This window comes from Pantoea sp. JZ2, assembly GCF_035191405.1.
GTDB lineage: Bacteria > Pseudomonadota > Gammaproteobacteria > Enterobacterales > Enterobacteriaceae > Pantoea > Pantoea stewartii.
This window is the reverse complement of sequence record NZ_CP045247.1, coordinates 456,156-481,358: the sequence shown is the minus strand read 5'-3', so window position 1 is coordinate 481,358 and position 25,203 is coordinate 456,156. Positions and strand designations below refer to the sequence as shown.

Sequence of the window (25,203 nt, the reverse complement as noted above, 5' to 3'; positions counted from 1 at the left end):
GAATGCATCGTTGCGCGGTGCTCGCCATGCTCACGTACTTCAGTACGCTCCGCTGGCTGTGCGCCGACGCGCCTTGCTTTCTTTACTGCTCGCGCGCTACTGCATAACAGTTGCTTGTAAGCTGTAAGCTTTTGAGAGACCCGAACGCATCGTGCTGTGTTCCTTATTACGGAGGAACACGACGTGCGTCGTTTCAAATTTTCAGCTTGTTCCGGATTGTTAAAGAGCAATATCTTAAACACGACTCGCAAGTCGTCTTTAAGATATATCGGCAACACCTTTCACCTGTCACCAAGCAAGTGGCGTCCCCTAGGGGATTCGAACCCCTGTTACCGCCGTGAAAGGGCGATGTCCTGGGCCTCTAGACGAAGGGGACGTGAAATCCTTGTGCAACAGACACGGGTTATTTCACGTGAAGGTGAGATTAGATAATCAGGCGACAATAGTTATTGTTACCGCACCCCAACGCGTAGACGCTTTGCTCATTACTTTTCTATCAGACAATCTGTGTGAGCACTGCGCACGAAGGTATCTTCAGGTAAGGAGGTGATCCAACCGCAGGTTCCCCTACGGTTACCTTGTTACGACTTCACCCCAGTCATGAATCACAAAGTGGTAAGCGCCCTCCCGAAGGTTAAGCTACCTACTTCTTTTGCAACCCACTCCCATGGTGTGACGGGCGGTGTGTACAAGGCCCGGGAACGTATTCACCGTGGCATTCTGATCCACGATTACTAGCGATTCCGACTTCACGGAGTCGAGTTGCAGACTCCGATCCGGACTACGACGCACTTTATGAGGTCCGCTTGCTCTCGCGAGGTCGCTTCTCTTTGTATGCGCCATTGTAGCACGTGTGTAGCCCTACTCGTAAGGGCCATGATGACTTGACGTCATCCCCACCTTCCTCCGGTTTATCACCGGCAGTCTCCTTTGAGTTCCCGACCGAATCGCTGGCAACAAAGGATAAGGGTTGCGCTCGTTGCGGGACTTAACCCAACATTTCACAACACGAGCTGACGACAGCCATGCAGCACCTGTCTCAGCGTTCCCGAAGGCACCAAGGCATCTCTGCCAAGTTCGCTGGATGTCAAGAGTAGGTAAGGTTCTTCGCGTTGCATCGAATTAAACCACATGCTCCACCGCTTGTGCGGGCCCCCGTCAATTCATTTGAGTTTTAACCTTGCGGCCGTACTCCCCAGGCGGTCGACTTAACGCGTTAGCTCCGGAAGCCACTCCTCAAGGGAACAACCTCCAAGTCGACATCGTTTACGGCGTGGACTACCAGGGTATCTAATCCTGTTTGCTCCCCACGCTTTCGCACCTGAGCGTCAGTCTTCGTCCAGGGGGCCGCCTTCGCCACCGGTATTCCTCCAGATCTCTACGCATTTCACCGCTACACCTGGAATTCTACCCCCCTCTACGAGACTCAAGCCTGCCAGTTTCAAATGCAGTTCCCAGGTTAAGCCCGGGGATTTCACATCTGACTTAACAGACCGCCTGCGTGCGCTTTACGCCCAGTAATTCCGATTAACGCTTGCACCCTCCGTATTACCGCGGCTGCTGGCACGGAGTTAGCCGGTGCTTCTTCTGCGGGTAACGTCAATTGATGAGGTTATTAACCTCACCACCTTCCTCCCCGCTGAAAGTACTTTACAACCCGAAGGCCTTCTTCATACACGCGGCATGGCTGCATCAGGCTTGCGCCCATTGTGCAATATTCCCCACTGCTGCCTCCCGTAGGAGTCTGGACCGTGTCTCAGTTCCAGTGTGGCTGGTCATCCTCTCAGACCAGCTAGGGATCGTCGCCTAGGTGGGCCGTTACCCCGCCTACCAGCTAATCCCATCTGGGCACATCCGATGGTGTGAGGCCCGAAGGTCCCCCACTTTGGTCTTGCGACGTTATGCGGTATTAGCTACCGTTTCCAGTAGTTATCCCCCTCCATCGGGCAGTTTCCCAGACATTACTCACCCGTCCGCCACTCGTCACCCGAGGAGCAAGCTCCTCTGTGCTACCGTCCGACTTGCATGTGTTAGGCCTGCCGCCAGCGTTCAATCTGAGCCATGATCAAACTCTTCAATTTAAAGTTTGATTTGCTGCAACCAGTGCAGCGATGCTCAAGGAAAACGTCGTAATGAATTTCAATACGTGTTCACTCTTAAGACTTGATATTTTTTGCGTCCGGAGACGCGGATATCAATCCTGCGAGTGCCCACACAGATTGTCTGATAAATTGTTAAAGAGCAGTGCAACCAGCGGGTTAACCGTCTGTTGCGAGGTGGCGTATATTACGCTTTCCTCCTTCAGAGTCAACTTCTTTTTCAGAAGTTTTTCTCCGGCGGCTCAGTTGCCTGACCCTCTCAACACCGCCTTCCGTAAGCCGTTGTGCCGTGTCGATGGAGGCGCATTATAGGGATCCGAATGAATTGCACAACCCTTTTTTTGGATCTTTTTACTGACTGCCGAGAAAACATTCATATTGATTAGATCACCAACGATCCGGCACAAAATCCCCTTGCCAGTTGGTCAGAATCGCATCAGGCTGCCAGTAAACTCAGTAAAAGGAGAACAAAATGACTGTAGCGTTACGCCCTTACAAACATCTTTTCCCAAAATTGGGTCTGCGCGTCATGGTTGATCCCACCAGCGTGGTAGCGGGTGACGTCATTATGGAAGATGATGTAGGTATCTGGCCTTTAGTCGCTATTCGTGGCGATGTGAACCAGGTGCATATTGGTGCCCGAACCAATATTCAGGATGGCAGCGTCCTGCATGTCACGCATAAATCAGAGGCCAACCCCGCCGGTTTTCCTCTGATAATTGGGGAAGACGTAACGGTTGGGCATAAAGCGATGCTACATGGCTGCACGATAGGCAATCGCGTACTGGTTGGAATGGGCTCAATAGTACTGGATGGCGTCATTGTTGAAGACGACGTTATGATTGGTGCCGGGAGCCTGGTTCCCCCCGGCAAACGACTGGAAAGTGGCTATCTGTATGTCGGGAGCCCGGTCAAACAAATCCGGCCGCTGAATGAAAAAGAAATTGAAGGTCTACTTTACTCTGCCAGCAACTATGTTAACTGGAAGAACGACTATCTGGCCGGAGACAGCCAGACCCATCCTTCATTATCGACCTGATCGTTTCGAATGCAGTCTTCGGCCTGATCTTCCAAATCCCAGCGATGATGGCGAAACAGCGTCATCGCTTCTCCCTCACCGAACTGTTCATTAAGCGCCTCAACACTGATAGCGCAGGTTAAGCCCATCCCGTTTACCAGAACAGGGAAACAAACGGCCCTTAATTCTGTATTCAGGCTTTCCCGATCAGGAAACTGTATCGCCTGGTTCATGACTGCATCCCGGCTTTTAATGAGGCGATGACCGGTGCGATTTCGGGCATCACCCCGTGCCATAGATGAAAGGCATGCGCGGCCTGACCCACCAGCATCCCCAGCCCGTCAGCAAGATGAGATGAACCGTGCTGCTGACACCAGCGCAGGAAAGGCGTTAAGCCACTCTGATAGAACATATCGTAGCAACGTAGCTCAGCATGAACTAGTGAAGGCGGCAACGGCGGTACTTCACCCTGAATACCACTTGATGTGGCATTAATGACAAGGTCGAAATGTCTATCCACAAGCGCGTCAAACGAACACGCATTAATCGCTCCGCGATGGGCAAACTCTGCGGCCAGAGTCTGCGCATTCAACGCCGTTCGGTTCACGACCGTGATCGTTGCTCCCATTGAAAGCAGAGGGAGAATGACGCCCCGAGCGGCCCCACCTGCCCCCACCAGCAGAAGATGGCTGTCGGGCTTAATCATCCCAAGGCGCTGAAGATCGCTGAGCAGCCCAATACCATCCGTATTGTCGCCAAGAATTTGGCCATCATCACACAGCTTTAGCGTGTTCACAGCCCCTGACAGCGCAGCGCGCTCGGTCAACTGGTCGGCAAATGCCCATGCCTGCTGTTTAAAAGGCAGCGTAATGTTCGCACCCGCCCCGCCGTCGTGGAAAAAAGTGCGGAGAGTCTCAGGAAAAGCATCAACAGGCGCATCAATACGATCATACTGAAGAGAGATTCCAGTCTGTCGCGCAAACGCCTGATGAATGTGCGGCGATTTGCTGTGACTGATGGGATGACCGAAAACTGCAAAATTTGCCATATATTAACCCTGGCGTATCAAATTGCCGCTGATGACATCGCGAATCTCAGAAGGATTGAGCCTTCCTCCTGTCTTTCCATTCAATACAGGAAACGCGGTGCCAAACTGCAATTTGACCTCTTCGACTGAACGGCACGGTGGCTGACCGGAAAGATTAGCGCTGGTCGATACCAAAGGTTTTCCAAACGCCCGGCACAGCGCCTGAACATCCGGATGATCGCTAACGCGGATGGCCAGCGAATCAAATTGCCCGGTTAACCAGCGCGGGGTAACCGGAGAAGCAGGCACGACAAAGGTGACCGGGCCTGGCCAACAGGCAAACATACGTTCACGCTGCTCCGTGGTTAAGGCCTCATCTGATACGTAAGGTTTAAGCTGATCATAGTCGGCAGCTATCAGGATCAAGCCTTTCTCTACTGGCCGTTTTTTTAATGCCAGCAGTGCCATGACCGCAGATTCATTATCGGGATCACAGCCTAAGCCGAATACCGCTTCGGTGGGATAGGCAATCACAGCATGCTGGTTAAGATGGCTTACACAATCCTGCAATGAGCCGGCAACGGGTTGATTTAACATGGTTATGTCTTATGTCTCTTGAATAATAGCTTTGCCACAACTTTTACTGGCGCAGAAAAGCCGGATGCCCTGCGCCGTCTTTTTCTCGACTAAAAGCGGAAATTCACAATGCGGACAGCGCCCCGCCACTGGCGTCAGGTTCACGGCAAACTGACAGGCTGGATAGCGTTCGCAGGCATGAAACGTTTTACCAAAACGCGAGCGGCGTTGTACCAGCTTACCCTGCTGACACTGCGGACAGTCGATCGTGGTTTCATCCGGTTTATCGATGGTTTCGGTGTAATCACACGCGGGATAGTCGCTACAGCCAATAAACATGCCAAACCGGCCCTGGCGCAATACTTTTTCCGCCCCGCATTGTGGGCAAACGTGGCCTTCCAGAACTTTGACAACATGCCCATCAGCCTGGTTTCCCAAAGGCTTGATATAGTCACAGGCAGGGTAATTTGCACAGCCCAAAAATGGGCCATGCTTTCCTGAACGTATAACAAGTTCTGCCCCGCATGCGGGGCAGGGATCCTGTTTACGCACAGTAAAGAGTGCGGTTTTACTCATAACAGTCATGCATTACTAAAAATTTAATGCAGCATACCTTCGTTGACGTCGAATAGCAGTTCTTCCATCTGCTGATACGCGTTTTCACATCCAGGGATGTTAAACAGCACCATCAGCACCACCCATTTAAGATCCTCAAGATCGAAATCCAGCGTATCAAGCGCCATGACACGTTCAATGACCATTTCTCGTGTTTCCAGACTCAGTACCTGGATTTGCTCCAGGAACAGCAGGAAACCGCGGCTTTCGGCATCTAAACGCTTGCTCTCTTCATCGGTATAGATGCGCATAGAGAGCGGATCATTTGCCAGCAAAATTGGTGCGACCAGTCCTTCCTGATAGTCCGCCAATTTCTCTAACCAGTTCAACGCATTATAAATATCTTCGCGGTGGAAACCGGCATCCGTCAAGTCATCTGTCAATCTGTCCTGATCAACACCCATTTCTGTTTCGTTGTGGATATAGGTCTCAAACAAGTACATGAGTACGTCGAACATGGCATGCCCTCCTCAATCGGACATAGCCGCCGGGTACAGCTGCGATCCATCCTGCTAACTCCAGTTCCAGCAATTGAGCTGTAATAACTGGCACAGGTTGGCCGGCACGTTCAGCGACAACGTCAACAGGTGTAACCTCATCACCTACGTTAGCCAACAGCTCGGCAAATGGCAATGGAGCATCGTCACTGGCATCAGAATAAATTTCATCTGACGGGTTAACAGGTAACCAGTTAAGCATAGCGCGTAAATCTTCGACAATGTTATTAGGATGTGCCACCAACATGGCACCTTGTTGGATCAGCCAGTTTGTCCCCTCACTGCCGCTGTTACCCAGCGCACCCGGTAAGGCATAAACATTGCGATTCTGCTCTAATGCATAACGGGCTGTGACTAATGAACCACTTTTTAATGACGCTTCAATGACGAGAACACCCTGACTTAACCCACTGATAATACGGTTTCTGCGCGGAAACTGATGCGCCAGTGGCGCGGCAGTAAGCGGAAACTCCGAGATCACGGCGCCTCCCTGCATAACAATCTCCTGCGCCAGCGCAGTGTGTTTTTTGGGATACAGATGGGCCAGTCCACTCCCCAGTACGGCCACGGTTTTACCCTGCACATTTAATGCGGCACGGTGTGCCACGCCATCAATCCCGATAGCCAGCCCACTGGTTATGGTCAAACCGCTCAATGCCAGTTGTTGGGTGAACCAGTCGCACCAGTAACGGCCTGAGGGCGAACACAGACGGCTGCCTACCACCGCCAGTTGAGGTGAAGATAATACGGTTGGATCACCGTTTACATATAAGAGCGGAGGGAAACAGGCCGTTTCAAGGAGTTGAGCGGGGTAATGCGCATCCAGCGCCGTAATCAGGTGATGCGTTGGACACTGTGCCAGCCAAGTGTTAACGGTTGCCAGCCAGTCCGTGGTTTTCTGATGGGCATAATGATGTTGCGCTGTCTCGAAGCCCTTTTGGCTTAATATCACATCAATATCCTGACCTGCGCACAGTTGCTGCGCCGCGTTAAGCCAGCGTCGGCCCGTCAGGCCGGGTATCGCGGCCAGCCGCAGTAATCGCGCCCTTTTTTCCATCGTCACGGCCTCCTGATAACCGTCGCATCCCTCCGCAGAATGCTGTCAATCAGGTACTAAAAAGTCTACAATATGAGGCAGTAATCTTTTCCTTTTAGAATATAGATCTGGATATTTATGTCAGTTTTACAGGTGTTACATTTTCCTGACGAGCGCCTGCGCAAGATCGCCGCGCCAGTCAAAGAAGTTAACGCAGAAGTTCAGCGTATCGTTGATGATATGTTCGAAACCATGTATTCCGAAGAAGGTATCGGCCTTGCCGCTACGCAGGTGGATATTCATCAGCGCATCATTGTGATTGATGTCTCTGAGAACCGGGACGAGCGACTGGTATTGATCAATCCCGAGCTTCTGGAAAAAAGTGGTGAAACAGGTATCGAAGAAGGTTGCCTGTCCATTCCTGAGCAACGCGCCTTTGTGCCTCGTGCAGAGCGGGTAAAAGTGCGGGCGTTAGATCGCGAAGGTAAGCCGTTTGAACTGGAAACCGGTGACCTGCTGGCTATCTGTATTCAGCATGAAATTGATCATCTGGATGGCAAACTGTTTATCGATTATCTGTCGCCTCTAAAGCGTCAGCGAATCAAGACAAAGTTAGAAAAACTGGCGCGGCAAAACGCCCAGGCCTCTTGAGATCTGAAAAAGGGATAAACGTGTCTGCCCCGCTTAATATAATCTTTGCTGGCACACCAGACTTCGCGGCGCGTCACCTTGACGCGTTGCTCGCATCTGAGCATAAGGTCGTTGGTGTTTTCACCCAACCAGACCGCCCTGCCGGGCGCGGCAATAAGTTGACCGCGAGTCCGGTAAAAGCGCTGGCTCTTGCCCACGACATTCCGGTTTTTCAGCCCAAATCGTTGCGCCCTGCGGAAAACCAACAGCTGGTTGCCGATTTGCAGGCCGATGTCATGGTCGTGGTGGCTTATGGCCTTATCCTGCCGAAAGCCGTGCTTGAGATGCCACGTCTGGGCTGCATCAACGTACATGGTTCGTTGCTGCCACGCTGGCGCGGCGCGGCGCCTATTCAGCGCGCGCTTTGGGCGGGTGATCAGGAAACCGGTGTCACCATCATGCAAATGGATGTCGGGCTGGATACCGGTGATATGCTGGTAAAACTGGCCTGCCCTATTACTGCTGAAGACACCAGTGCTTCGTTATACGACAAACTGGCCAGCCTCGGACCAGAAGGGCTACTGACAACCTTGTCGCAATTGCGTGAGGGCAACGCCCAGCCGGTGAAACAGGATGAAACCCTGGCAAATTATGCTGAGAAGCTCAGCAAAGAGGAAGCACGTCTTGACTGGCAGTTGCCCGCAGAACAGCTTGAACGCTGCATTCGCGCCTTTAATCCCTGGCCGGTTAGCTTTTTTATGGTAAATGATCAGCCAGTAAAAGTATGGCAAGCCGGTGTTTTACCTCATGTCAATAAACGACCGGGCGAGATCGTTAAGGCTGACAAACAGGGCATTCACATTGCCACCGCCGATGGCGTACTCAATTTACTTCAGTTGCAACCCGCTGGTAAAAAACCGATGTCGGCACAGGATCTGCTCAACTCTCGCCGGGAATGGTTTGAACCTGGCTCTCTTCTGGACTGACATTCAGGCCCGGTAAATCCGGGCCTTTTGTTTGATGGCACTATCTTATGACTAAATCATCCAACCTTCGTAGCCTGTCTGCACAACTGATTGAACGTGTTGTCGATAAGGGCGAGTCACTCAATACTGTGCTGCCTGCCGCACAGAAAAAAGTCGCCGATAAAGACGCCGCTCTGGTGCAAGAGATCTGCTTTGGTGTGTTACGAACGTTACCGCAGCTGGAAGCGCTTATCGGGAAATTGATGGAGCGCCCTCTGACCGGCAAACAGCGTACGCTGCATTTTCTGATCATGGTGGGCCTGTACCAGTTACTCTACACGCGCGTCCCGGCACATGCGGCATTAGCCGAGACCGTTGCTGGTGCTGAAGTGCTGAAACGTGCCAATCTGAAAGGATTGATCAACGGCGTGTTACGTCAGTTCCAGCGCCGTCAGGAGGAACTCCTTGCCAGCATCCAGGAAGGTCCACAGCGCGATCTTCATCCCGGATGGCTACTGAACCGACTGCAGCTTGCCTGGCCAGATCGCTGGCAACAGATTGTTGACGCGAATAACCAACGCCCACCGATGTGGCTGCGGGTTAACCGTCAGCACCATACCCGTGACAGTTGGCTTGCTCTGCTGACCGCCAGTGAAAGAGAGGCGATGGCCGCAGAGGATGTGCCGGAAGCATTACGCCTGGCCTCGCCAGCGCCGGTTCACCAGTTACCCGGTTTCGACCAGGGCTGGGTTACGGTGCAGGATCTCTCAGCACAGCGCTGTGCGCTTCTGCTTGAGCCTAAAAATGGCGAACATATTCTCGATCTGTGTGCAGCGCCAGGCGGTAAAACGACGCATATTTTAGAAATAGCCCCTGACGCGCAGGTCCTTGCTGTGGATGTGGACGCACAACGACTGAAGCGCGTAACCGAAAACCTGACACGGCTGGGAATGACCGCCGAGGTCAAACAAGGTGATGGCCGTACTCCGCAGCAATGGTGTGATCAACGGCAGTTTGATCGTATCCTGCTGGATGCGCCCTGCTCAGCCACAGGCGTGATTCGCCGCCATCCGGATATCAAATGGTTACGCCGCGATCGCGATATCAGCGAACTGGCCGCTTTGCAGCGTGACATTCTGGAGGCCACCTGGCCGCTTCTTAAAGCGGGCGGTACGATGATCTACGCGACCTGCTCTGTCCTACCGGAAGAGAACCATGAGCAAATCAGCGGTTTCTTACAGCGACATGCGGATGCACAGGCTGTCTCCCTTTCAGGCGCGCCCGACACGGGCTGGCAGGTGTTCCCTGACGCTGAAGGCGGAGACGGATTTTTCTACGCTAAGCTGATTAAAGACGCTAACGCATAATGAAAAGGCTTTGAATAGCGATGAAAATCATCATTCTTGGTGCAGGCCAGGTTGGAGGCACACTGGCCGAAAATCTGGTTGGCGAAAACAACGATATAACAGTTGTTGATACAGATTCAGCACGTTTACGTCAGTTACAGGATAAATTTGATTTACGTGTTGTGCAGGGTCATGGTTCCCACCCACGGGTTCTCCGTGAGGCCGGCGCGGAAGACGCCGATATGCTGGTCGCCGTTACCAGCTCTGACGAAACCAACATGATAGCCTGTCAAATCGCGTATTCGCTCTTCAACACGCCAAATCGTATCGCCCGTATACGTGCGGCTGACTATCTGCGCGATGCAGATAAGCTTTTTATCCCCGAAGCAGTGCCTATCGACCATCTGATTTCGCCTGAGCAACTGGTTATCGACAATATTTACCGCCTGATTCAATATCCGGGCGCGTTGCAGGTAGTTAATTTTGCTGAAGGCAAAGTGAGCCTCGCAGTCGTGAAAGCCTATTACGGTGGCCCCCTGGTGGGCAATCCATTGTCGATCCTGCGCGATCACATGCCCCATATCGATACGCGCGTAGCAGCGATTTTTCGTCAGGACCGCCCTATCCGGCCACAGGGCTCCACCATTATCGAAGCCGGCGATGAAGTTTTCTTCATTGCCGCCAGCCAGCATATTCGTGCGGTAATGAGTGAAATGCAGCGCCTGGAAAAGCCTTATAAACGCATCATGTTAGTAGGCGGCGGCAACATTGGCTTTGGCCTGGCGCAAAAGCTCGAGAAAAACTACAGCGTGAAACTTATTGAGCGCAATCCCCAGCGCGCGGCCGAACTGGCTGAACAGTTGCACGACACGGTGGTCTTTTACGGTGATGCCTCCGATCAGGAACTACTGGCGGAAGAGCATATTGAGCAGGTGGATTTGTTTATCGCCGTCACCAACGATGACGAAGCCAATATCATGTCTGCCATGCTGGCCAAAAAAATGGGCGCCAAGAAAGTTATGGTGCTGATTCAACGCCGTGCTTATGTCGATCTGGTCCAGGGCAGCGTCATTGATATCGCCATTTCACCCCAGCAGGCGACCATCTCGGCCTTACTGGGACATGTGCGCAAAGCCGATATTGTGGGTGTCTCGTCATTACGTCGAGGCATTGCTGAAGCCATCGAAGCCATCGCGCATGGCGACGAAACCACATCGCGCGTGGTGGGACGGTCAGTTGATGATATCAAGCTGCCACCAGGCACACTGATTGGTGCTGTGGTGCGCGGCGACGATGTGATGATAGCGAATGACAATCTGCGTATTGAACAGGGCGATCACGTTGTGATGTTTTTAACCGATAAAAAGTTTGTGCCGGACGTCGAGCGCCTGTTCCAGCCTAGTCCGTTTTTCCTATAACACATAAAAAGCCAGCACTGACATGTCAGTTGCTTATTGTCTGTGGTTGATGGCAAATATTGTGAGCTTTGTTAAACTTTATGGCATTGGCTAAGGCAAGGAGAGAAGTATGAGTTTATTCAAAGAGTTTCGTGATTTTGCGATGCGCGGCAACGTGGTTGATCTGGCCGTCGGTGTGATTATCGGTGCGGCATTCGGTAAGATTGTTTCATCACTGGTCGCGAACATCATTATGCCACCGCTGGGCTTGCTGATTGGCGGCGTTGATTTCAAATCGTTTAGCTGGGTGCTTAAACCTGCCGTCGGCAACACACCGGCTGTGGTTATGGAATATGGTATTTTCCTGCAAACCGTATTTGATTTCATCATTGTTGCTTTTGCTATCTTTATGGCGATTAAGCTGATGAACAAACTGTATAAGAAGAAAGAAGTGGAAAAACCGGCACCTAAGCCTACAAATGAAGAACTGCTTCTGACAGAAATCCGCGATTTACTCAAACAACAGAATACGAAAATCTAAAATAAAAAGCCGCTCTGAAGCGGCTTTTTTGTGTCTGTAAAGCAGAAGGCCAGTGATAAACGGCTTGCTTATCACTGGCCTCCCAGCCTTTCCCATGTTTTTCTTTACGCCGGTAACTGCCTTTGCCTTTTTGTTTTTCTTCAACACGTTGCCTGAACAGCGGGTCGTGTAACAATGCCTGTAAGGCGTTATCCTGTATTTGTCCTTTCGTATGACGGTATCTGGACATAACTTCTCCGGTTGAGTAATGGAATAATGCGGTGAAAAGATGAAGCAAACTCATTATACGCGCACAACAGCGACAAAAAATACACCTTAATCGGGCACGAGTTTGGTCTTAATCGCACGACCATATTCCCCCTCAAGAAAATCAGTGCGCATACCGGCCTGGCTCAGCCTTATCTTCAGTTGCCGTAATCGTTGTGTCTGGATCAGCGCCTCTGGATCGTCAGGATCTAAATGCTGTAAAAGATCGCTGACCTGAAGTGCTTCGCGGCGCAGCTCAAGTTCGGGTGGAAGAAAGCCTGCATTTTTTAACAGTCGGTATCCTGCACGCAGTTCAGGTGGAACCTGACTGTCGTCTTCGAGATTCAGCGGTGCGCCTTCGCCAGGCAGATCACTCAGCTCACCTTTCTCCTGCGCGGCTTTAATATGCTGTTCTGCAAGCTGATCAACTAACCACATTGTTCACCTCCTTCATGACACCACAAGCGTAGCAGACGCTGAATGACAGGCAATAAAAAACCCGCCGAAGCGGGTTTTTCACATTGCAACAGATTACTCTGCTGCAGCTTCTGCTTGAGCTTCTGGACGATCAACCAGCTCGATGTATGCCATCGGAGCGTTGTCACCAGCGCGGAAGCCACACTTCAGAATGCGAGTGTAACCACCTGCACGGCTCGCGAAACGCGGGCCTAACTCATTAAACAGTTTTGCCACGATCTCGTTATCACGAGTACGGGCGAATGCCAGACGACGATTAGCTACGTTGTCGGTCTTGGCAAGAGTAATCAGCGGCTCAACTACGCGGCGCAACTCTTTGGCTTTCGGCAGAGTCGTCTTGATGATCTCGTGACGAACCAGAGAGCCAGCCATGTTGCGGAACATAGCCTGACGATGGCTGCTGTTGCGGTTCAGTTGACGACCACTCTTACGATGGCGCATGACCTTATCCTTCTCAGTGAAACCTTAACCTGTGATCGGGTTATTCATCAGCAATGCTTGCCGGTGGCCAGTTTTCCAGGCGCATGCCCAGAGACAGACCACGTGAGGCCAGCACATCTTTAATCTCGGTAAGAGATTTTTTACCAAGGTTAGGCGTTTTAAGCAGCTCAACCTCAGTACGCTGTACCAGATCACCGATGTAGTGGATAGCTTCTGCCTTAAGGCAGTTAGCAGAGCGGACAGTCAATTCCAGATCGTCAACAGGGCGCAGCAGGATCGGATCGAATTCTGGTTTCTCTTCTTTCACTTCCGGCTGACGTACATCACGTAAGTCAACGAAAGCTTCCAGTTGTTCTGCCAGGATGGTCGCCGCACGACGAATCGCCTCTTCAGGATCGATTGTGCCGTTGGTTTCCATTTCGATGACCAGCTTGTCCAGGTCGGTGCGCTGCTCTACACGCGCTGCTTCAACATTGTAGGCGATACGGTCTACAGGGCTGTAGCAAGCGTCGACCAGCAGACGGCCGATTGGGCGCTCATCTTCTTCCGAATGAATTCGGGCAGAAGCCGGCACATAACCACGACCACGCTGAACTTTGATACGCATGCTAATAGATGCGTTGTCATCGGTCAGATGGCAGATCACATGCTGCGGCTTGACGATTTCGACATCACCATCATGGGTAATGTCGGCTGCAGTCACAGGGCCAATGCCAGATTTATTCAAGGTAAGAATAACTTCATCTTTGCCCTGAACTCTTACCGCCAAACCTTTAAGGTTGAGCAGGATTTCCAGGATATCTTCCTGTACACCCTCTTTGGTGCTGTACTCATGCAGTACACCATCAATTTCAACCTCGGTCACCGCGCAACCCGGCATTGATGAAAGCAGAATACGGCGCAGCGCGTTACCAAGAGTATGGCCAAAGCCACGCTCTAAAGGCTCAAGGGTCACCTTGGCGTGCGTCGAACTCACTTGCTCGATATCTACCAGGCGCGGTTTTAGAAACTCTGTCACAGAACCCTGCATTGTGTCCTCTCTTTGGTACTAAGCTTTACTTAGAGTAAAGCTCGACGATCAGGTGTTCGTTAATGTCCGCAGACAGATCAGTACGTTCAGGAATACGTTTGAACACACCTTCCATCTTAGCTGCATCAACTTCCAGCCAGGTTGGCTTTTCACGCTGCTCAGCCAGCTCCAGAGCGGCCTTCACGCGAGATTGCTTTTTGGCTTTCTCACGGATGCTAACGACATCATTCGGAGATACCTGATAAGAAGCGATGTTAACAACGCGACCATTTACCAGAACAGACTTATGGCTGACCAGCTGACGTGCTTCCGCACGCGTGGCACCAAAGCCCATACGATAAACGACGTTGTCCAGACGGCCTTCCAGCAGAGCCAACAGGTTTGCACCGGTGTTGCCTTTCAGACGTGCTGCTTCTTTGTAATAGTTACGGAACTGACGCTCAAGCACACCGTAGATACGACGAACTTTTTGCTTTTCACGTAACTGACCGCCGTAGTCAGACAGACGTGGCTTGCGCGCACCGTGCTGACCAGGGGCTTGCTCAATCTTACACTTGGAATCAATCGCGCGAACGCCAGACTTAAGGAATAAGTCAGTGCCCTCACGACGGCTCAGCTTGAGCTTAGGACCCAAATATCTTGCCATTTTCTTTCTCCAACTAACCTAAAAAACGGACGTTATACGCGACGTTTTTTCGGCGGACGACAACCGTTGTGAGGGATCGGAGTCACATCAGTAATGTTCGTGATGCGGAAACCAGCGGCGTTCAGAGCACGAATCGTTGATTCGCGGCCTGGACCCGGACCCTTAACCATAACTTCCAGGTTCTTAATACCGTAATCTTTTACAGCTTCTGCACAGCGCTCTGCAGCGACCTGAGCAGCAAACGGCGTAGATTTACGTGAACCGCGGAAACCGGAACCACCGGCGGTTGCCCAACCCAGTGCGTTACCCTGACGATCAGTAATGGTAACGATGGTGTTGTTAAAAGACGCATGGACATGAGCCACGCCATCTGAGACTTGTTTTCTTACACGCTTACGTGCACGAACTGGTGCCTTTGCCATTATTTACTCACCCCGATTATTTCTTGATCGGTTTACGCGGACCCTTACGGGTACGTGCGTTGGTCTTGGTGCGCTGACCGCGAACCGGAAGACCACGACGATGGCGCAAACCACGGTAGCAACCAAGGTCCATCAGACGCTTGATGCTCAGGGTGATTTCACGGCGCAGATCACCTTCAACAACGAATTTAGCAACTGCATCACGCAGCTGATCAATTTGTTCTTCAGACAGCTCACTGATCTTAACATTTTCAGCAATACCCGTTGAAGCGCAAATGGCTTTAGAACGAGTTTTACCAATACCGAAGATCGAAGTTAATGCGATAACGGTATGTTTCTGATCAGGAATGTTAATGCCTGCTATACGGGCCACTATGCACTCCTACTATTTAATATGTACGCACCATGCTGAAAAGCCCGTTTTCAGGATACTCAAATGGAAACGTACAGACATACAAAAGATTGGCTGGCTAATCTAGCCAGCTCAACCCGACTTTGCAAGAAAAATATGTGAAAATCAGCCTTGGCGCTGTTTATGCTTTGGCTCGGCGCTGCAGATCACACGAACGACACCGTCGCGACGAATGATTTTGCAGTTACGACATAATTTCTTGACGGAAGCACGAACTTTCATTTTTACTCTCCGTAACTTCTCAACCACCTGAATTAACGGCCATAGCCCTTCAGGTTAGCTTTCTTCAATGCAGACTCGTACTGACTTGACATCATCAGAGTTTGCACTTGAGCCATAAAGTCCATGATGACGACCACTACGATAAGCAGCGATGTACCGCCAAAGTAGAAAGGAACTTTCATCGCATCACGCATGAACTCCGGGATAAGGCAAATAAAGGTAATGTAGAGGGCACCGATTAAGGTTAACCGTGTCATTACTTTATCGATATATCTCGCCGTTTGCTCTCCCGGACGAATTCCCGGTACGAATGCACCAGACTTCTTCAGGTTATCTGCTGTTTCACGCGGGTTGAAAACCAACGCCGTGTAGAAGAAACAGAAGAAGATGATAGCAGTCGCATAGAGTAGCACATAAAGCGGCTGTCCTGGCTGCAAATACATCGAAATTGTTGTCAGCCAGTTCCAACCGGTACCGCCCCCGAACCACGATGCAATCGTTGCCGGGAACAGAATAATGCTGGAAGCGAAGATTGCGGGGATAACCCCTGCCATATTCACTTTCAACGGTAAATGTGTGCTCTGTGCAGCGTAAACGCGACGACCTTGTTGACGTTTCGCATAGTTCACCACGATGCGGCGTTGACCACGCTCAACGAAAATAACAAAGAAGGTCACTGCAAATACGAGAACTGCAACCAACAGCAACAGAAGGAAGTGCAGGTCACCTTGCCGCGCTTGCTCGATGGTATGGCCAATGGCCGGCGGAAGTCCCGCAACAATACCCGCGAAGATAATGATCGAGATACCGTTACCGATACCACGTTCAGTAATCTGTTCGCCCAGCCACATCAGGAACATTGTCCCGGTAACCAGACTTACAACAGCGGTAAAATAGAATGCAAAGCCTGGATTCATTACCAGGCCTTGCATACCAGGCATATTCGGCAAACCGGTAGCAATACCGATCGACTGGAATATGGCCAATACCAACGTACCGTAACGGGTGTACTGACTAATCTTACGACGGCCAGCCTCCCCTTCTTTCTTGATTTCTGCTAAGGCAGGATGAACCACCGTTAACAGCTGGATAATAATAGATGCCGAAATATACGGCATGATACCCAGAGCAAAAATAGAAGCACGGCTGAGAGCACCACCAGAGAACATGTTAAACATTTCAATGATGGTGCCACGCTGTTGCTCAAGCAGTTTGGCAAGTACAGTGGCATCAATACCAGGGATTGGAATGAAAGAGCCAATGCGGAAGACAATCAGTGCACCGATAACAAACAGCAGTCTGCGTTTCAGTTCACCAAAGCCACCTTTGGCACTTTGAAAATCTAATCCCGGTTGTTTAGCCATCTGCTACTTATTCCTCGATTTTACCGCCAGCAGCTTCGATTGCAGCACGAGCACCTTTGGTGACACGCAGGCCGCGAACCGTTACCGGTGCAGAAACTTCACCAGACAGAATGACTTTAACGAACTCAATCTGGACACCGATAATGTTGGCTGCTTTCAGCGCGTTCAGGTCGACGATACCGCCTTCAACTTTCGCCAGATCAGACAGACGAATCTCTGTGGTGATCATTGCTTTGCGAGAGGTGAAACCGAACTTCGGCAGACGACGGTACAGAGGCATCTGACCACCTTCGAAACCGCGACGTACGCCACCGCCAGAACGTGAGTTCTGACCTTTGTGACCACGACCACCGGTTTTTCCGAGGCCAGAACCGATACCACGACCCAGACGCTTGGTAGCGTGCTTAGACCCTTCGGCCGGAGACAGAGTATTTAAACGCATCTCTTACTCCTCCACTTTAACCATGTAGGAAACCGCGTTGACCATGCCGCGTACAGCTGGCGTGTCTTCACGCTCTACGGTATGACCAATACGACGCAGACCCAGGCCAACCAGAGTGGCTTTATGCTTAGGCAAGCGGCCGATTGAACTACGGGTTTGAGTGATTTTAATAGTCTTTGCCATCGTGATTACCCCAGAATTTCTTCAACGGATTTACCACGCTTAGCAGCGACCATTTCCGGAGACTTCATATTGCCCAGGCCGTCGATAGTTGCACGAACCACGTTAATCGGGTTAGTAGAACCATAGGCTTTTGCCAGAACGTTATGTACTCCAGCGACTTCCAGAACGGCGCGCATTGCACCACCGGCGATGATACCGGTACCTTCTGAAGCCGGCTGCATGAACACACGGGACCCAGTGTGCGCACCTTTAACAGGGTGCTGCAGGGTGCCGTTGATCAGCGCGACATTAACCATGTTGCGACGGGCTTTCTCCATCGCTTTCTGGATCGCTGCTGGAACTTCACGCGCTTTACCGTAACCAAAACCAACGCGGCCGTTACCATCACCCACTACAGTCAGTGCGGTGAAGGAGAAAATACGACCACCTTTTACAGTTTTAGATACACGGTTTACCGCGATCAGTTTTTCCTGCAGTTCGCCAGCTTGTTTCTCGATGTGTGCCATCTTAGACCTCTACCTTAGAACTGAAGGCCAGCTTCACGGGCAGCATCTGCCAGTGCCTGGACGCGACCATGATATTGGAAACCGGAACGGTCGAAAGAAACACCAGTGATGCCTTTTTCGATTGCGCGTTCTGCAATAGCTTTACCTACAGCAGCTGCGGCTTCTTTATTACCGGTATACTTCAGTTGTTCAGTGATAGCTTTTTCTACAGTAGAAGCAGCAACCAGAACTTCGGAACCGTTCGGGGCGATTACCTGTGCGTAAATGTGACGCGGGGTACGATGTACCACCAGGCGAGTAGCACCCAGCTCTTTGAGCTTGCGACGTGCACGGGTCGCACGACGGATACGAGCAGATTTCTTATCCATAGTGTTACCTTACTTCTTCTTAGCCTCTTTGGTACGCACGACTTCGTCGGCGTAACGGACACCCTTGCCTTTATAAGGCTCAGGACGACGGTAGGCGCGCAAGTCAGCTGCAACCTGGCCGATCACCTGCTTATCAGCGCCTTTCAGCACGATTTCAGTCTGAGTCGGACACTCTGCAGTGATACCCGCGGGCAGCTGGTGATCAACTGGATGAGAAAAGCCCAGAGACAGGTTAACTACGTTGCCTTTAACGGCAGCACGATAACCAACACCAACCAGCTGCAGCTTCTTAGTGAAGCCTTCGGTAACACCGATAACCATTGCGTTCAGCAGCGCGCGAGAAGTACCCGCCTGCGCCCAGCCGTCAACATAACCTTCGCGCGGAGCGAAAGTCAGAGTGTTGTCAGCATGCTTAACTTCAACAGCATCATTGATAGTACGAGTCAGCTCGCCGTTTTTACCTTTAATCGAAATTACCTGACCGTTGAGTTTTACCTCTACGCCGGCAGGAACAACGACAGGTGCTTTAGCAACACGAGACATAGTATCCTCCGATTACGCTACGTAGCAGATAATTTCGCCACCAAGACCAGCCTGGCGCGCTGCACGATCAGTCATAACACCTTTCGATGTAGAAATGACAGCGATACCCATACCAGCCATTACCTTTGGCAGCTCATCTTTTTTCTTATAGATGCGCAGGCCGGGACGGCTTACTCGCTGAATGCTTTCTACAACCGCTTTACCCTGGAAATACTTAAGAGTCAGTTCCAGTTCCAGCTTGGTGTCGCCTTCGATTTTAAAATCTTCAATAAAGCCTTCTTCCTTCAGCACGTTGGCAATTGCCAATTTCAGCTTGGAGGAGGGCATGGTGACCGCAACTTTGTTCGCGGCCTGACCGTTACGGATACGGGTCAGCATATCCGCGATCGGATCTTGCATGCTCATCTGTGTTACTCCCGTGATTCAATTGGTGACAATTACCAGCTAGCCTTTTTCAGACCCGGGATTTCACCGCGCATTGCGGCTTCACGGACCTTGATACGGCTCAACCCAAACTTCCGCAGGAAACCGTGCGGACGACCTGTTTGACGGCAGCGGTTACGCTGACGTGAAGGGCTGGAATCACGCGGCAGACTCTGCAGCTTGAGAACGGCATCCCAACGGTCTTCGTCGGAAGCGTTCACATCAGAAATGATCGCTTTCAGTTCAGCGCGTTTTGCGAAGAATTTGTCTGCTAATTTCACACGCTTAACTTCGCGTGCTTTCATAGATTGCTTAGCCATTAAGTAACCCTACCTTACTTACGGAACGGGAAGTCAAAGGCAGCCAGCAGAGCACGGCCTTCATCATCAGATTTCGCAGTAGTGGTAATGGTAATATCCAAACCACGAACGCGATCGACTTTGTCGTAGTCGATTTCTGGGAAGATGATCTGCTCACGTACACCCATGCTGTAGTTGCCACGACCATCGAATGACTTAGCGGACAGGCCACGGAAGTCACGGATACGCGGTACAGCAATGGTGATCAGACGCTCAAAGAACTCCCACATGCGTTCGCCACGCAGAGTTACTTTACAGCCGATCGGATAGCCCTGACGGATTTTGAAGCCTGCAACTGATTTGCGTGCTTTGGTGATCAACGGTTTTTGACCGGAGATTGCTGCCAGGTCAGCTGCTGCGTTATCCAGCAGTTTCTTGTCAGCGATCGCTTCACCAACACCCATGTTCAGGGTGATCTTCTCGACCCGAGGGACTTGCATGACAGAATTGTAGCCGAACTCAGACATGAGTTTCTGGACTACCTCGTCTTTGTAGTAATCATGCAGTTTCGCCATCGTACTACTCCAAATTACTTGATAGTTTCGCTATTAGATTTGAAGAAACGGACTTTTTTACCGTCTTCGAATCTAAAGCCTACACGGTCAGCCTTACCGGTTGCCGCATTGAAGAGAGCAACGTTAGAAACCTGAATTGCAGCTTCTTTTTCAACGATGCCGCCTGGTTGGTTCAGAGCCGGAACAGGCTTCTGATGTTTCTTAACCAGGTTGATACCTTCAACGATGACCTTGCCAGAAGACAGGACGTTCTTAACTTTACCGCGCTTACCTTTATCTTTACCGGTTAACACGATAACTTCGTCGTTACGACGGATTTTAGCTGCCATTGTTCGCTCCTTAGAGTACTTCTGGTGCCAGAGAGATAATTTTCATGAACTTTTCAGTACGAAGTTCACGAGTTACCGGCCCAAAAATACGCGTACCGATAGGCTGCTCGCTGTTATTGTTTAAAATAACGCATGCATTACCATCGAAGCGAATGACAGAACCGTCCGGGCGACGAACACCCTTCCTGGTGCGCACCACTACCGCCTTCAGGACATCACCTTTTTTAACTTTACCACGTGGAATTGCTTCCTTGATGGTAACTTTAATGATGTCGCCGACGCCTGCGTAGCGACGGTGCGAGCCACCCAGAACCTTGATACACATTACGCGACGTGCACCGGAGTTGTCGGCGACGTTCAGCATAGTCTGTTCTTGGATCATTTCAGTGCTCCGCTAATGTCAACTACTACTTCGGGACCTAGACCTCAGGTCGATTGAAAGCCCCATAATTGAGGGCGCGGCATTATAACACCGGTTCTCGCAGATGGGTAGAAAAAATGAACGGCTCTTTCGAGCCGTTCATTAGATTTTTAAAGAGGGCAAATTCTATTACAGAATTGCTTTCTCTACAACGCGAACCAGTGTCCAGGACTTAGTCTTAGACAGTGGACGGCATTCGCGGATTTCTACCACGTCGCCGATTCCACATTCGTTGTTCTCGTCATGGATGTGCAGCTTAGTCGTACGCTTAATGAATTTTCCATAGATTGGATGCTTCACGAAACGCTCGATAGCAACAACAGCAGATTTCTGCATTTTGTCACTAACAACACGACCCTGCAGAGTACGGATTTTATCGGTCATTACGAACCCGCCTTCTCAGTCAGTAAAGTCTTAACGCGTGCAACATCACGGCGAACCTGCTTCAGCAGATGAGACTGCTGCAGTTGGCCAGATGCTGCCTGCATGCGCAGGTTAAATTGCTCACGCAGCAGATTAAGCAGCTCAGTGTTCAGCTCTTCAACGCTTTTTTCACGCAGCTCTGTTGCTTTCATTACATCACCGTCTTAGTTACAAAGGTGGTTTTGATAGGCAGTTTTGCTGCTGCCAGCTTGAATGCTTCACGGGCCAGCTCTTCTGGTACGCCGTCCATTTCATACAGGACTTTACCAGGCTGGATCAGGGCAACCCAATACTCAACGTTACCCTTACCTTTACCCATACGCACTTCCAGCGGCTTCTCGGTGATCGGTTTGTCCGGGAATACACGGATCCAGATCTTACCTTGACGCTTAACTGCACGGGTCATAGCACGACGTGCTGCTTCGATCTGACGGGCAGTCAGACGACCACGGCCAACAGCTTTCAGACCGAAAGTCCCGAAGCTAACATCCGTACCCTGCGCCAGACCGCGGTTGCGGCCTTTGTGCACTTTACGGAATTTCGTACGCTTTGGTTGTAACATAGCGACTCTCCTTACTTACGGCCTTTACGCTGCTGCTTTTTAGGTTGAGCAGCCGGTTCCGGTTGTTCAACAGCAGCCATACCACCCAGGATCTCGCCTTTGAAGATCCATACCTTAACGCCGATTACACCATAAGTGGTGTGCGCTTCAGAGGTGTTGTAGTCAATGTCAGCACGCAGAGTGTGCAACGGCACGCGACCTTCACGGTACCATTCGGTACGTGCGATCTCGGCGCCGCCCAGACGGCCGCTAACTTCAACTTTGATACCCTTCGCGCCCAGACGCATGGCGTTCTGAACCGCACGCTTCATAGCACGACGGAACATCACACGACGCTCCAGCTGTGAAGTGATGCTGTCAGCAACCAGTTTTGCGTCCAGTTCCGGTTTACGGACTTCGGCGATATTGATCTGTGCAGGAACGCCAGCGATTTTCGCGACGACCGTGCGCAGTTTTTCTACGTCTTCACCTTTCTTACCGATCACGATGCCAGGACGAGCGGTGTGAATGGTCACACGGATGCTCTTAGCTGGACGCTCGATAACGATACGAGATACAGACGCCTTAGCCAGTTCCTTAGTCAGGTACTGACGTACTTTAAAGTCGCTGTCCAGGTTGTCAGCGAATTCTTTGGTGTTCGCAAACCAGGTAGAGTTCCATGGTTTTACAATACCCAGGCGAATACCATTAGGATGTACTTTCTGACCCATTGCTAGTCTCCAGAGTCTCAGCGATCGGACACAACCACAGTAATGTGGCTGGTGCGCTTCAGGATGCGATCTGCACGACCTTTTGCACGCGGCATAATGCGCTTCATGCTTGGGCCTTCGTCGACGAAAATTTTCGCGACTTTCAGATCGTCGATATCAGCGCCATCGTTGTGTTCAGCGTTAGCAATGGCAGATTCCAGAACTTTCTTGACCAGTACAGCCGCTTTCTTGTTGGTGTAGGTCAAAATGTCCAGTGCCTGCGACACTTTCTTACCGCGGATCAGGTCAGCAACAAGGCGAACCTTCTGAGCAGAAGAACGAGCGTGGCGATGTTGAGCTAAAGTTTCCATCTCTTCCTCCTACTTATTTCTTCTTGGCTTTTTTATCAGCCGCGTGACCGCGATAAGTACGTGTCGGCGCGAATTCACCCAGTTTGTGACCAACCATTTCGTCGGAAACAAAGACAGGAACGTGCTGACGACCATTATGGACAGCGATGGTCAAACCGATCATGTTAGGAAAGATCGTTGAACGACGGGACCAAGTGCGCAAAGGCTTCTTGTCACCGCTTTCCACCGCTTTCTCTACCTTCTTCAGCAAGTGCAGGTCAATAAAAGGACCTTTCTTGAGAGAACGTGGCATGGCTTATCCTCTAATATTATTTGCTACGGCGACGTACGATAAATTTATCGGTACGCTTGTTGCTACGGGTCTTCTTACCTTTGGTCTGAACGCCCCACGGAGTTACCGGGTGCTTACCAAAGTTACGACCTTCACCACCACCGTGCGGGTGATCTACTGGGTTCATCGCGGTACCACGAACGGTCGGACGAACACCACGCCAACGGGTTGCACCAGCTTTACCCAGAACGCGCAGCATATGCTCAGCGTTACCGACTTCGCCCAGTGTAGCGCGGCAGTCAGCTTCGACTTTACGCATTTCACCTGAACGCAGACGCAGGGTAACGTAGGAACCTTCACGCGCAACGATCTGCACGTAAGCACCGGCTGAGCGAGCAATCTGACCGCCTTTGCCTGGTTTCATTTCTACGTTGTGAACGGTAGAACCCACCGGGATGTTACGCATCGGCAGTGTGTTACCTGCTTTGATCGCAGCATCAACGCCAGACTGAATCTGGTCGCCGGCTTTCAGGCCTTTAGGGGCCAGGATGTAACGGCGTTCGCCGTCTTTGTACAGAACCAGTGCGATGTTCGCAGAGCGGTTCGGATCGTACTCAAGACGTTCAACGGTTGCCGGGATACCATCTTTGTTGCGTTTGAAGTCAACCAGACGGTAAGCCTGCTTATGACCACCACCGATGTGACGGGTAGTGATGCGACCGTTGTTGTTGCGGCCACCGGATTTGCTGTTTTTTTCCAGCAATGGAGCAAACGGCTTGCCCTTGTGCAACTCTGGGTTCACCACTTTAACGACGTGGCGACGACCCGGAGATGTCGGTTTACATTTAACAACTGCCATTGTCTTTCTCCTCCGACTTACTCAGCGCCGCCGACGAAGTCCAGATTCTGGCCTTCCTTCAGGGTGACGTAAGCTTTTTTCCAGTCGCTACGACGACCGATACGCTGTCCGTGACGCTTAACCTTACCTTTAACTACCAGGGTGTTAACGTCTTTAACTTCTACTTCGAACAGTTTCTCAACAGCAGCAACGATCTCTGCTTTAGTCGCGTCTTTAGCTACTTTGAGTACGATGGTGTTGGTTTTTTCCATCGCGCTAGATGCCTTTTCAGATACGTGCGGCGCGCGCAGTACTTTCAGCAGACGTTCTTCACGGATCATGCCAGCATCTCCTCAACTTGCTTAACTGCATCAGCAGTCATAACGACTTTGTCGAAGGCGATCAGGCTAACTGGGTCGATACCCGCTGCATCACGCACGTCAACCTTGTACAGGTTACGCGCAGCCAGGAACAGATTCTCATCCAGTTCGCCGGTGATGATCAGCACGTCTTCCAGCGCCATGTCTTTCAGCTTCTGTGCCAGCAACTTGGTTTTCGGTGCTTCAACAGAGAACTGCTCGACAACGATCAGACGATCTTGACGTACCAGTTCGGACAGGATGCTTTTCAGCGCGCCGCGGTACATCTTTTTGTTAACTTTTTGACTGTGGTCTTGTGGCTTAGCAGCAAAGGTCACGCCACCTGAACGCCAGATCGGGCTCTTTACAGAACCTGAACGCGCACGGCCGGTGCCTTTCTGACGCCAAGGCTTTTTGCCTGAACCGGTTACTTCAGCGCGAGTTTTCTGCGCGCGAGTACCCTGGCGGGCGCCTGATGCGTAAGCAACAACAACCTGGTGAACCAGCGCTTCGTTGAAATCACGACCGAAGGTAGTTTCGGAAACAGTCAGCGCGCTCTGCGCGTCTTTCAATACTAATTCCATTGCTATCCCC

At 51.2% G+C, this 25,203-nt stretch carries 40 protein-coding genes, 1 tRNA gene and 1 rRNA gene; 6 read left to right on the top strand and 36 right to left on the bottom strand.

Going from position 1 to position 25,203, the window contains the following annotated elements; genetic code table 11:
* Positions 1 to 300 precede the first annotated feature (300 nt).
* Positions 301 to 376 (bottom strand) — tRNA-Glu (locus GC087_RS02355).
* A 163-nt stretch (positions 377 to 539) separates the two neighbouring features.
* Positions 540 to 2,081 (bottom strand): 16S ribosomal RNA (locus GC087_RS02350).
* 490 nt (positions 2,082 to 2,571) lie between these two features.
* Between GC087_RS02350 and GC087_RS02345 the strand changes: the two genes are divergently transcribed.
* A complete protein-coding gene (locus GC087_RS02345; RefSeq protein WP_006120665.1) occupies positions 2,572 to 3,138 on the top strand; it encodes a gamma carbonic anhydrase family protein in 567 nt (188 codons plus the stop codon).
* On the opposite strand, the gene GC087_RS02340 is transcribed toward GC087_RS02345, so the two are convergent.
* The 6 genes from GC087_RS02340 to dprA are packed head-to-tail and all read right to left on the bottom strand — an operon-like array spanning position 3,093 to position 6,889.
* Positions 3,093 to 3,350 carry a DUF1488 family protein gene (locus tag GC087_RS02340; RefSeq protein ID WP_006120664.1) on the bottom strand — a complete coding sequence of 86 codons (258 nt, stop codon included), beginning with the start codon at positions 3,348 to 3,350 and terminating at the stop codon, positions 3,093 to 3,095. The genes GC087_RS02345 and GC087_RS02340 overlap by 46 nt on opposite strands.
* On the bottom strand, positions 3,347 to 4,165 hold the full coding sequence (aroE, locus tag GC087_RS02335; protein ID WP_033741503.1) for a shikimate dehydrogenase: 819 nt from the start codon (positions 4,163 to 4,165) through the stop codon (positions 3,347 to 3,349). Before aroE ends, GC087_RS02340 begins: the two co-directional genes overlap by 4 nt.
* 3 nt (positions 4,166 to 4,168) lie before the next feature.
* A complete protein-coding gene (gene tsaC, locus GC087_RS02330; RefSeq protein WP_033741505.1) occupies positions 4,169 to 4,741 on the bottom strand; it encodes an L-threonylcarbamoyladenylate synthase type 1 TsaC in 573 nt (190 codons plus the stop codon).
* Positions 4,742 to 4,750: 9 nt separating this feature from the next.
* Positions 4,751 to 5,296 carry a DNA topoisomerase family protein gene (locus GC087_RS02325; RefSeq protein WP_162287056.1) on the bottom strand — a complete coding sequence of 182 codons (546 nt, stop codon included), beginning with the start codon at positions 5,294 to 5,296 and terminating at the stop codon, positions 4,751 to 4,753.
* A gap of 23 nt (positions 5,297 to 5,319) precedes the next feature.
* Entirely contained in the window at positions 5,320 to 5,793 is a 474-nt protein-coding gene (gene smg / locus GC087_RS02320) for a DUF494 family protein Smg (RefSeq protein WP_006120660.1), read from the bottom strand.
* Positions 5,765 to 6,889: a DNA-protecting protein DprA gene (gene dprA / locus GC087_RS02315; protein ID WP_033741508.1), complete on the bottom strand. Its 1,125-nt coding sequence runs from the start codon at positions 6,887 to 6,889 to the stop codon at positions 5,765 to 5,767. The genes smg and dprA overlap by 29 nt, the downstream gene beginning before the upstream one ends.
* Before the next feature lie 117 nt (positions 6,890 to 7,006).
* Between dprA and def the strand changes: the two genes are divergently transcribed.
* The 5 genes from def (at position 7,007) to mscL (ending at position 11,747) form a co-directional block, all read left to right on the top strand.
* Positions 7,007 to 7,519, top strand: a complete 513-nt coding sequence (gene def / locus GC087_RS02310) for a peptide deformylase (protein ID WP_006120608.1) — start codon at positions 7,007 to 7,009, stop codon at positions 7,517 to 7,519.
* 20 nt (positions 7,520 to 7,539) lie between these two features.
* Positions 7,540 to 8,484 carry a methionyl-tRNA formyltransferase gene (gene fmt, locus GC087_RS02305; RefSeq protein WP_006120607.1) on the top strand — a complete coding sequence of 315 codons (945 nt, stop codon included), beginning with the start codon at positions 7,540 to 7,542 and terminating at the stop codon, positions 8,482 to 8,484.
* Positions 8,485 to 8,531: 47 nt separating this feature from the next.
* On the top strand, positions 8,532 to 9,830 hold the full coding sequence (gene rsmB, locus GC087_RS02300; protein ID WP_262959557.1) for a 16S rRNA (cytosine(967)-C(5))-methyltransferase RsmB: 1,299 nt from the start codon (positions 8,532 to 8,534) through the stop codon (positions 9,828 to 9,830).
* A 20-nt stretch (positions 9,831 to 9,850) separates the two neighbouring features.
* Positions 9,851 to 11,227 carry a Trk system potassium transporter TrkA gene (trkA, locus tag GC087_RS02295; protein WP_033741512.1) on the top strand — a complete coding sequence of 459 codons (1,377 nt, stop codon included), beginning with the start codon at positions 9,851 to 9,853 and terminating at the stop codon, positions 11,225 to 11,227.
* A gap of 109 nt (positions 11,228 to 11,336) precedes the next feature.
* Positions 11,337 to 11,747: a large-conductance mechanosensitive channel protein MscL gene (mscL, locus tag GC087_RS02290; protein WP_006120604.1), complete on the top strand. Its 411-nt coding sequence runs from the start codon at positions 11,337 to 11,339 to the stop codon at positions 11,745 to 11,747.
* Here mscL and GC087_RS02285 read toward each other — a convergent pair.
* The 28 genes from GC087_RS02285 to rplD all read right to left on the bottom strand — a co-directional run bounded on the left by GC087_RS02285 (position 11,722) and on the right by rplD (position 25,193).
* The gene (locus tag GC087_RS02285) at positions 11,722 to 11,976 is read right to left on the bottom strand and encodes an alternative ribosome-rescue factor A (RefSeq protein WP_039343751.1); all 255 of its coding nucleotides are present in this window, start codon (positions 11,974 to 11,976) and stop codon (positions 11,722 to 11,724) included. The two genes, mscL and GC087_RS02285, sit on opposite strands and share 26 nt — an antisense overlap.
* Before the next feature lie 86 nt (positions 11,977 to 12,062).
* On the bottom strand, positions 12,063 to 12,431 hold the full coding sequence (locus GC087_RS02280) for a DnaJ family domain-containing protein (protein WP_058707681.1): 369 nt from the start codon (positions 12,429 to 12,431) through the stop codon (positions 12,063 to 12,065).
* A 93-nt stretch (positions 12,432 to 12,524) separates the two neighbouring features.
* Entirely contained in the window at positions 12,525 to 12,911 is a 387-nt protein-coding gene (gene rplQ / locus GC087_RS02275) for a 50S ribosomal protein L17 (RefSeq protein WP_009087575.1), read from the bottom strand.
* Between the two features lie 40 nt (positions 12,912 to 12,951).
* Complete coding sequence (locus tag GC087_RS02270) at positions 12,952 to 13,941, bottom strand: DNA-directed RNA polymerase subunit alpha (RefSeq protein WP_033741519.1); 990 nt, start codon at positions 13,939 to 13,941, stop codon at positions 12,952 to 12,954.
* Positions 13,942 to 13,966: 25 nt separating this feature from the next.
* On the bottom strand, positions 13,967 to 14,587 hold the full coding sequence (gene rpsD, locus GC087_RS02265) for a 30S ribosomal protein S4 (RefSeq protein ID WP_006120599.1): 621 nt from the start codon (positions 14,585 to 14,587) through the stop codon (positions 13,967 to 13,969).
* Positions 14,588 to 14,619: 32 nt separating this feature from the next.
* Complete coding sequence (gene rpsK / locus GC087_RS02260) at positions 14,620 to 15,009, bottom strand: 30S ribosomal protein S11 (RefSeq protein WP_004160563.1); 390 nt, start codon at positions 15,007 to 15,009, stop codon at positions 14,620 to 14,622.
* A gap of 16 nt (positions 15,010 to 15,025) precedes the next feature.
* Positions 15,026 to 15,382, bottom strand: a complete 357-nt coding sequence (gene rpsM / locus GC087_RS02255) for a 30S ribosomal protein S13 (protein WP_003850176.1) — start codon at positions 15,380 to 15,382, stop codon at positions 15,026 to 15,028.
* 144 nt (positions 15,383 to 15,526) lie between these two features.
* Positions 15,527 to 15,643 carry a 50S ribosomal protein L36 gene (gene rpmJ / locus GC087_RS02250; protein WP_004160566.1) on the bottom strand — a complete coding sequence of 39 codons (117 nt, stop codon included), beginning with the start codon at positions 15,641 to 15,643 and terminating at the stop codon, positions 15,527 to 15,529.
* A 32-nt stretch (positions 15,644 to 15,675) separates the two neighbouring features.
* Positions 15,676 to 17,007, bottom strand: coding sequence for a preprotein translocase subunit SecY (gene secY, locus GC087_RS02245; RefSeq protein WP_006120598.1), 1,332 nt, complete (start codon positions 17,005 to 17,007; stop codon positions 15,676 to 15,678).
* Between the two features lie 7 nt (positions 17,008 to 17,014).
* Positions 17,015 to 17,449, bottom strand: coding sequence for a 50S ribosomal protein L15 (gene rplO, locus GC087_RS02240; RefSeq protein ID WP_262959558.1), 435 nt, complete (start codon positions 17,447 to 17,449; stop codon positions 17,015 to 17,017).
* A 3-nt stretch (positions 17,450 to 17,452) separates the two neighbouring features.
* The gene (rpmD, locus tag GC087_RS02235; protein ID WP_003850166.1) at positions 17,453 to 17,632 is read right to left on the bottom strand and encodes a 50S ribosomal protein L30; all 180 of its coding nucleotides are present in this window, start codon (positions 17,630 to 17,632) and stop codon (positions 17,453 to 17,455) included.
* Positions 17,633 to 17,637: 5 nt separating this feature from the next.
* Complete coding sequence (gene rpsE / locus GC087_RS02230) at positions 17,638 to 18,138, bottom strand: 30S ribosomal protein S5 (RefSeq protein WP_006120595.1); 501 nt, start codon at positions 18,136 to 18,138, stop codon at positions 17,638 to 17,640.
* Positions 18,139 to 18,152: 14 nt separating this feature from the next.
* Positions 18,153 to 18,506: a 50S ribosomal protein L18 gene (gene rplR / locus GC087_RS02225; protein WP_003850163.1), complete on the bottom strand. Its 354-nt coding sequence runs from the start codon at positions 18,504 to 18,506 to the stop codon at positions 18,153 to 18,155.
* Positions 18,507 to 18,515: 9 nt separating this feature from the next.
* Positions 18,516 to 19,049, bottom strand: coding sequence for a 50S ribosomal protein L6 (rplF, locus tag GC087_RS02220; protein WP_033741521.1), 534 nt, complete (start codon positions 19,047 to 19,049; stop codon positions 18,516 to 18,518).
* A 12-nt stretch (positions 19,050 to 19,061) separates the two neighbouring features.
* The gene (gene rpsH, locus GC087_RS02215) at positions 19,062 to 19,454 is read right to left on the bottom strand and encodes a 30S ribosomal protein S8 (RefSeq protein ID WP_006120593.1); all 393 of its coding nucleotides are present in this window, start codon (positions 19,452 to 19,454) and stop codon (positions 19,062 to 19,064) included.
* A gap of 32 nt (positions 19,455 to 19,486) precedes the next feature.
* Entirely contained in the window at positions 19,487 to 19,792 is a 306-nt protein-coding gene (gene rpsN / locus GC087_RS02210) for a 30S ribosomal protein S14 (RefSeq protein ID WP_006120592.1), read from the bottom strand.
* A gap of 14 nt (positions 19,793 to 19,806) precedes the next feature.
* Entirely contained in the window at positions 19,807 to 20,346 is a 540-nt protein-coding gene (gene rplE / locus GC087_RS02205; RefSeq protein ID WP_006120591.1) for a 50S ribosomal protein L5, read from the bottom strand.
* Positions 20,347 to 20,360: 14 nt separating this feature from the next.
* A complete protein-coding gene (rplX, locus tag GC087_RS02200) occupies positions 20,361 to 20,675 on the bottom strand; it encodes a 50S ribosomal protein L24 (protein WP_003850150.1) in 315 nt (104 codons plus the stop codon).
* A gap of 10 nt (positions 20,676 to 20,685) precedes the next feature.
* The gene (rplN, locus tag GC087_RS02195; protein WP_006120590.1) at positions 20,686 to 21,057 is read right to left on the bottom strand and encodes a 50S ribosomal protein L14; all 372 of its coding nucleotides are present in this window, start codon (positions 21,055 to 21,057) and stop codon (positions 20,686 to 20,688) included.
* A gap of 168 nt (positions 21,058 to 21,225) precedes the next feature.
* Positions 21,226 to 21,480 carry a 30S ribosomal protein S17 gene (gene rpsQ / locus GC087_RS02190; protein ID WP_006120589.1) on the bottom strand — a complete coding sequence of 85 codons (255 nt, stop codon included), beginning with the start codon at positions 21,478 to 21,480 and terminating at the stop codon, positions 21,226 to 21,228.
* Positions 21,480 to 21,671, bottom strand: coding sequence for a 50S ribosomal protein L29 (gene rpmC / locus GC087_RS02185; protein WP_006120588.1), 192 nt, complete (start codon positions 21,669 to 21,671; stop codon positions 21,480 to 21,482). The genes rpsQ and rpmC overlap by 1 nt, the downstream gene beginning before the upstream one ends.
* The gene (gene rplP / locus GC087_RS02180) at positions 21,671 to 22,081 is read right to left on the bottom strand and encodes a 50S ribosomal protein L16 (RefSeq protein WP_002438716.1); all 411 of its coding nucleotides are present in this window, start codon (positions 22,079 to 22,081) and stop codon (positions 21,671 to 21,673) included. Before rplP ends, rpmC begins: the two co-directional genes overlap by 1 nt.
* 11 nt (positions 22,082 to 22,092) lie before the next feature.
* The gene (rpsC, locus tag GC087_RS02175; protein WP_006120587.1) at positions 22,093 to 22,791 is read right to left on the bottom strand and encodes a 30S ribosomal protein S3; all 699 of its coding nucleotides are present in this window, start codon (positions 22,789 to 22,791) and stop codon (positions 22,093 to 22,095) included.
* A gap of 17 nt (positions 22,792 to 22,808) precedes the next feature.
* The gene (gene rplV / locus GC087_RS02170) at positions 22,809 to 23,141 is read right to left on the bottom strand and encodes a 50S ribosomal protein L22 (protein WP_002919773.1); all 333 of its coding nucleotides are present in this window, start codon (positions 23,139 to 23,141) and stop codon (positions 22,809 to 22,811) included.
* Between the two features lie 13 nt (positions 23,142 to 23,154).
* Complete coding sequence (rpsS, locus tag GC087_RS02165) at positions 23,155 to 23,433, bottom strand: 30S ribosomal protein S19 (protein ID WP_001138115.1); 279 nt, start codon at positions 23,431 to 23,433, stop codon at positions 23,155 to 23,157.
* 16 nt (positions 23,434 to 23,449) lie between these two features.
* On the bottom strand, positions 23,450 to 24,271 hold the full coding sequence (gene rplB, locus GC087_RS02160) for a 50S ribosomal protein L2 (protein WP_006120586.1): 822 nt from the start codon (positions 24,269 to 24,271) through the stop codon (positions 23,450 to 23,452).
* 17 nt (positions 24,272 to 24,288) lie between these two features.
* Positions 24,289 to 24,591, bottom strand: a complete 303-nt coding sequence (gene rplW, locus GC087_RS02155) for a 50S ribosomal protein L23 (RefSeq protein ID WP_006120585.1) — start codon at positions 24,589 to 24,591, stop codon at positions 24,289 to 24,291.
* On the bottom strand, positions 24,588 to 25,193 hold the full coding sequence (rplD, locus tag GC087_RS02150) for a 50S ribosomal protein L4 (RefSeq protein ID WP_006120584.1): 606 nt from the start codon (positions 25,191 to 25,193) through the stop codon (positions 24,588 to 24,590). The genes rplW and rplD overlap by 4 nt, the downstream gene beginning before the upstream one ends.
* Between the last annotated feature and the right edge of the window lie 10 nt (positions 25,194 to 25,203).

Bases quoted from the DNA above. Each gene is read 5' to 3' on its own strand.
- GC087_RS02270 (WP_033741519.1), bottom strand. From the start codon at position 13,941: ATGCAGGGTTCTGTGACAGAGTTTCTAAAACCGCGCCTGGTAGATATC.
- rplB (WP_006120586.1), bottom strand. From the start codon at position 24,271: ATGGCAGTTGTTAAATGTAAACCGACATCTCCGGGTCGTCGCCACGTC.
- rplF (WP_033741521.1), bottom strand. From the start codon at position 19,049: ATGTCTCGTGTTGCTAAAGCACCTGTCGTTGTTCCTGCCGGCGTAGAG.
- rplW (WP_006120585.1), bottom strand. From the start codon at position 24,591: ATGATCCGTGAAGAACGTCTGCTGAAAGTACTGCGCGCGCCGCACGTA.
- rplD (WP_006120584.1), bottom strand. From the start codon at position 25,193: ATGGAATTAGTATTGAAAGACGCGCAGAGCGCGCTGACTGTTTCCGAA.
- rpsD (WP_006120599.1), bottom strand. From the start codon at position 14,587: ATGGCAAGATATTTGGGTCCTAAGCTCAAGCTGAGCCGTCGTGAGGGC.
- def (WP_006120608.1), top strand. From the start codon at position 7,007: ATGTCAGTTTTACAGGTGTTACATTTTCCTGACGAGCGCCTGCGCAAG.
- rpmD (WP_003850166.1), bottom strand. From the start codon at position 17,632: ATGGCAAAGACTATTAAAATCACTCAAACCCGTAGTTCAATCGGCCGC.
- tsaC (WP_033741505.1), bottom strand. From the start codon at position 4,741: ATGTTAAATCAACCCGTTGCCGGCTCATTGCAGGATTGTGTAAGCCAT.
- GC087_RS02345 (WP_006120665.1), top strand. From the start codon at position 2,572: ATGACTGTAGCGTTACGCCCTTACAAACATCTTTTCCCAAAATTGGGT.
- rpsS (WP_001138115.1), bottom strand. From the start codon at position 23,433: ATGCCACGTTCTCTCAAGAAAGGTCCTTTTATTGACCTGCACTTGCTG.
- aroE (WP_033741503.1), bottom strand. From the start codon at position 4,165: ATGGCAAATTTTGCAGTTTTCGGTCATCCCATCAGTCACAGCAAATCG.
- rpsC (WP_006120587.1), bottom strand. From the start codon at position 22,791: ATGGGTCAGAAAGTACATCCTAATGGTATTCGCCTGGGTATTGTAAAA.
- trkA (WP_033741512.1), top strand. From the start codon at position 9,851: ATGAAAATCATCATTCTTGGTGCAGGCCAGGTTGGAGGCACACTGGCC.
- secY (WP_006120598.1), bottom strand. From the start codon at position 17,007: ATGGCTAAACAACCGGGATTAGATTTTCAAAGTGCCAAAGGTGGCTTT.
- rplE (WP_006120591.1), bottom strand. From the start codon at position 20,346: ATGGCGAAACTGCATGATTACTACAAAGACGAGGTAGTCCAGAAACTC.
- rpsQ (WP_006120589.1), bottom strand. From the start codon at position 21,480: ATGACCGATAAAATCCGTACTCTGCAGGGTCGTGTTGTTAGTGACAAA.
- rpmJ (WP_004160566.1), bottom strand. From the start codon at position 15,643: ATGAAAGTTCGTGCTTCCGTCAAGAAATTATGTCGTAACTGCAAAATC.
- GC087_RS02285 (WP_039343751.1), bottom strand. From the start codon at position 11,976: ATGTCCAGATACCGTCATACGAAAGGACAAATACAGGATAACGCCTTA.
- rplV (WP_002919773.1), bottom strand. From the start codon at position 23,141: ATGGAAACTTTAGCTCAACATCGCCACGCTCGTTCTTCTGCTCAGAAG.
- rplN (WP_006120590.1), bottom strand. From the start codon at position 21,057: ATGATCCAAGAACAGACTATGCTGAACGTCGCCGACAACTCCGGTGCA.
- GC087_RS02340 (WP_006120664.1), bottom strand. From the start codon at position 3,350: ATGAACCAGGCGATACAGTTTCCTGATCGGGAAAGCCTGAATACAGAA.
- rplO (WP_262959558.1), bottom strand. From the start codon at position 17,449: ATGCGTTTAAATACTCTGTCTCCGGCCGAAGGGTCTAAGCACGCTACC.
- rplR (WP_003850163.1), bottom strand. From the start codon at position 18,506: ATGGATAAGAAATCTGCTCGTATCCGTCGTGCGACCCGTGCACGTCGC.
- GC087_RS02325 (WP_162287056.1), bottom strand. From the start codon at position 5,296: ATGAGTAAAACCGCACTCTTTACTGTGCGTAAACAGGATCCCTGCCCC.
- rpsE (WP_006120595.1), bottom strand. From the start codon at position 18,138: ATGGCACACATCGAGAAACAAGCTGGCGAACTGCAGGAAAAACTGATC.
- rpmC (WP_006120588.1), bottom strand. From the start codon at position 21,671: ATGAAAGCAACAGAGCTGCGTGAAAAAAGCGTTGAAGAGCTGAACACT.
- rplQ (WP_009087575.1), bottom strand. From the start codon at position 12,911: ATGCGCCATCGTAAGAGTGGTCGTCAACTGAACCGCAACAGCAGCCAT.
- rpsK (WP_004160563.1), bottom strand. From the start codon at position 15,009: ATGGCAAAGGCACCAGTTCGTGCACGTAAGCGTGTAAGAAAACAAGTC.
- GC087_RS02280 (WP_058707681.1), bottom strand. From the start codon at position 12,431: ATGTGGTTAGTTGATCAGCTTGCAGAACAGCATATTAAAGCCGCGCAG.
- dprA (WP_033741508.1), bottom strand. From the start codon at position 6,889: ATGGAAAAAAGGGCGCGATTACTGCGGCTGGCCGCGATACCCGGCCTG.
- rpsN (WP_006120592.1), bottom strand. From the start codon at position 19,792: ATGGCTAAGCAATCTATGAAAGCACGCGAAGTTAAGCGTGTGAAATTA.
- mscL (WP_006120604.1), top strand. From the start codon at position 11,337: ATGAGTTTATTCAAAGAGTTTCGTGATTTTGCGATGCGCGGCAACGTG.
- rpsH (WP_006120593.1), bottom strand. From the start codon at position 19,454: ATGAGCATGCAAGATCCGATCGCGGATATGCTGACCCGTATCCGTAAC.
- rplX (WP_003850150.1), bottom strand. From the start codon at position 20,675: ATGGCAGCTAAAATCCGTCGTAACGACGAAGTTATCGTGTTAACCGGT.
- rplP (WP_002438716.1), bottom strand. From the start codon at position 22,081: ATGTTACAACCAAAGCGTACGAAATTCCGTAAAGTGCACAAAGGCCGC.
- smg (WP_006120660.1), bottom strand. From the start codon at position 5,793: ATGTTCGACGTACTCATGTACTTGTTTGAGACCTATATCCACAACGAA.
- rsmB (WP_262959557.1), top strand. From the start codon at position 8,532: ATGACTAAATCATCCAACCTTCGTAGCCTGTCTGCACAACTGATTGAA.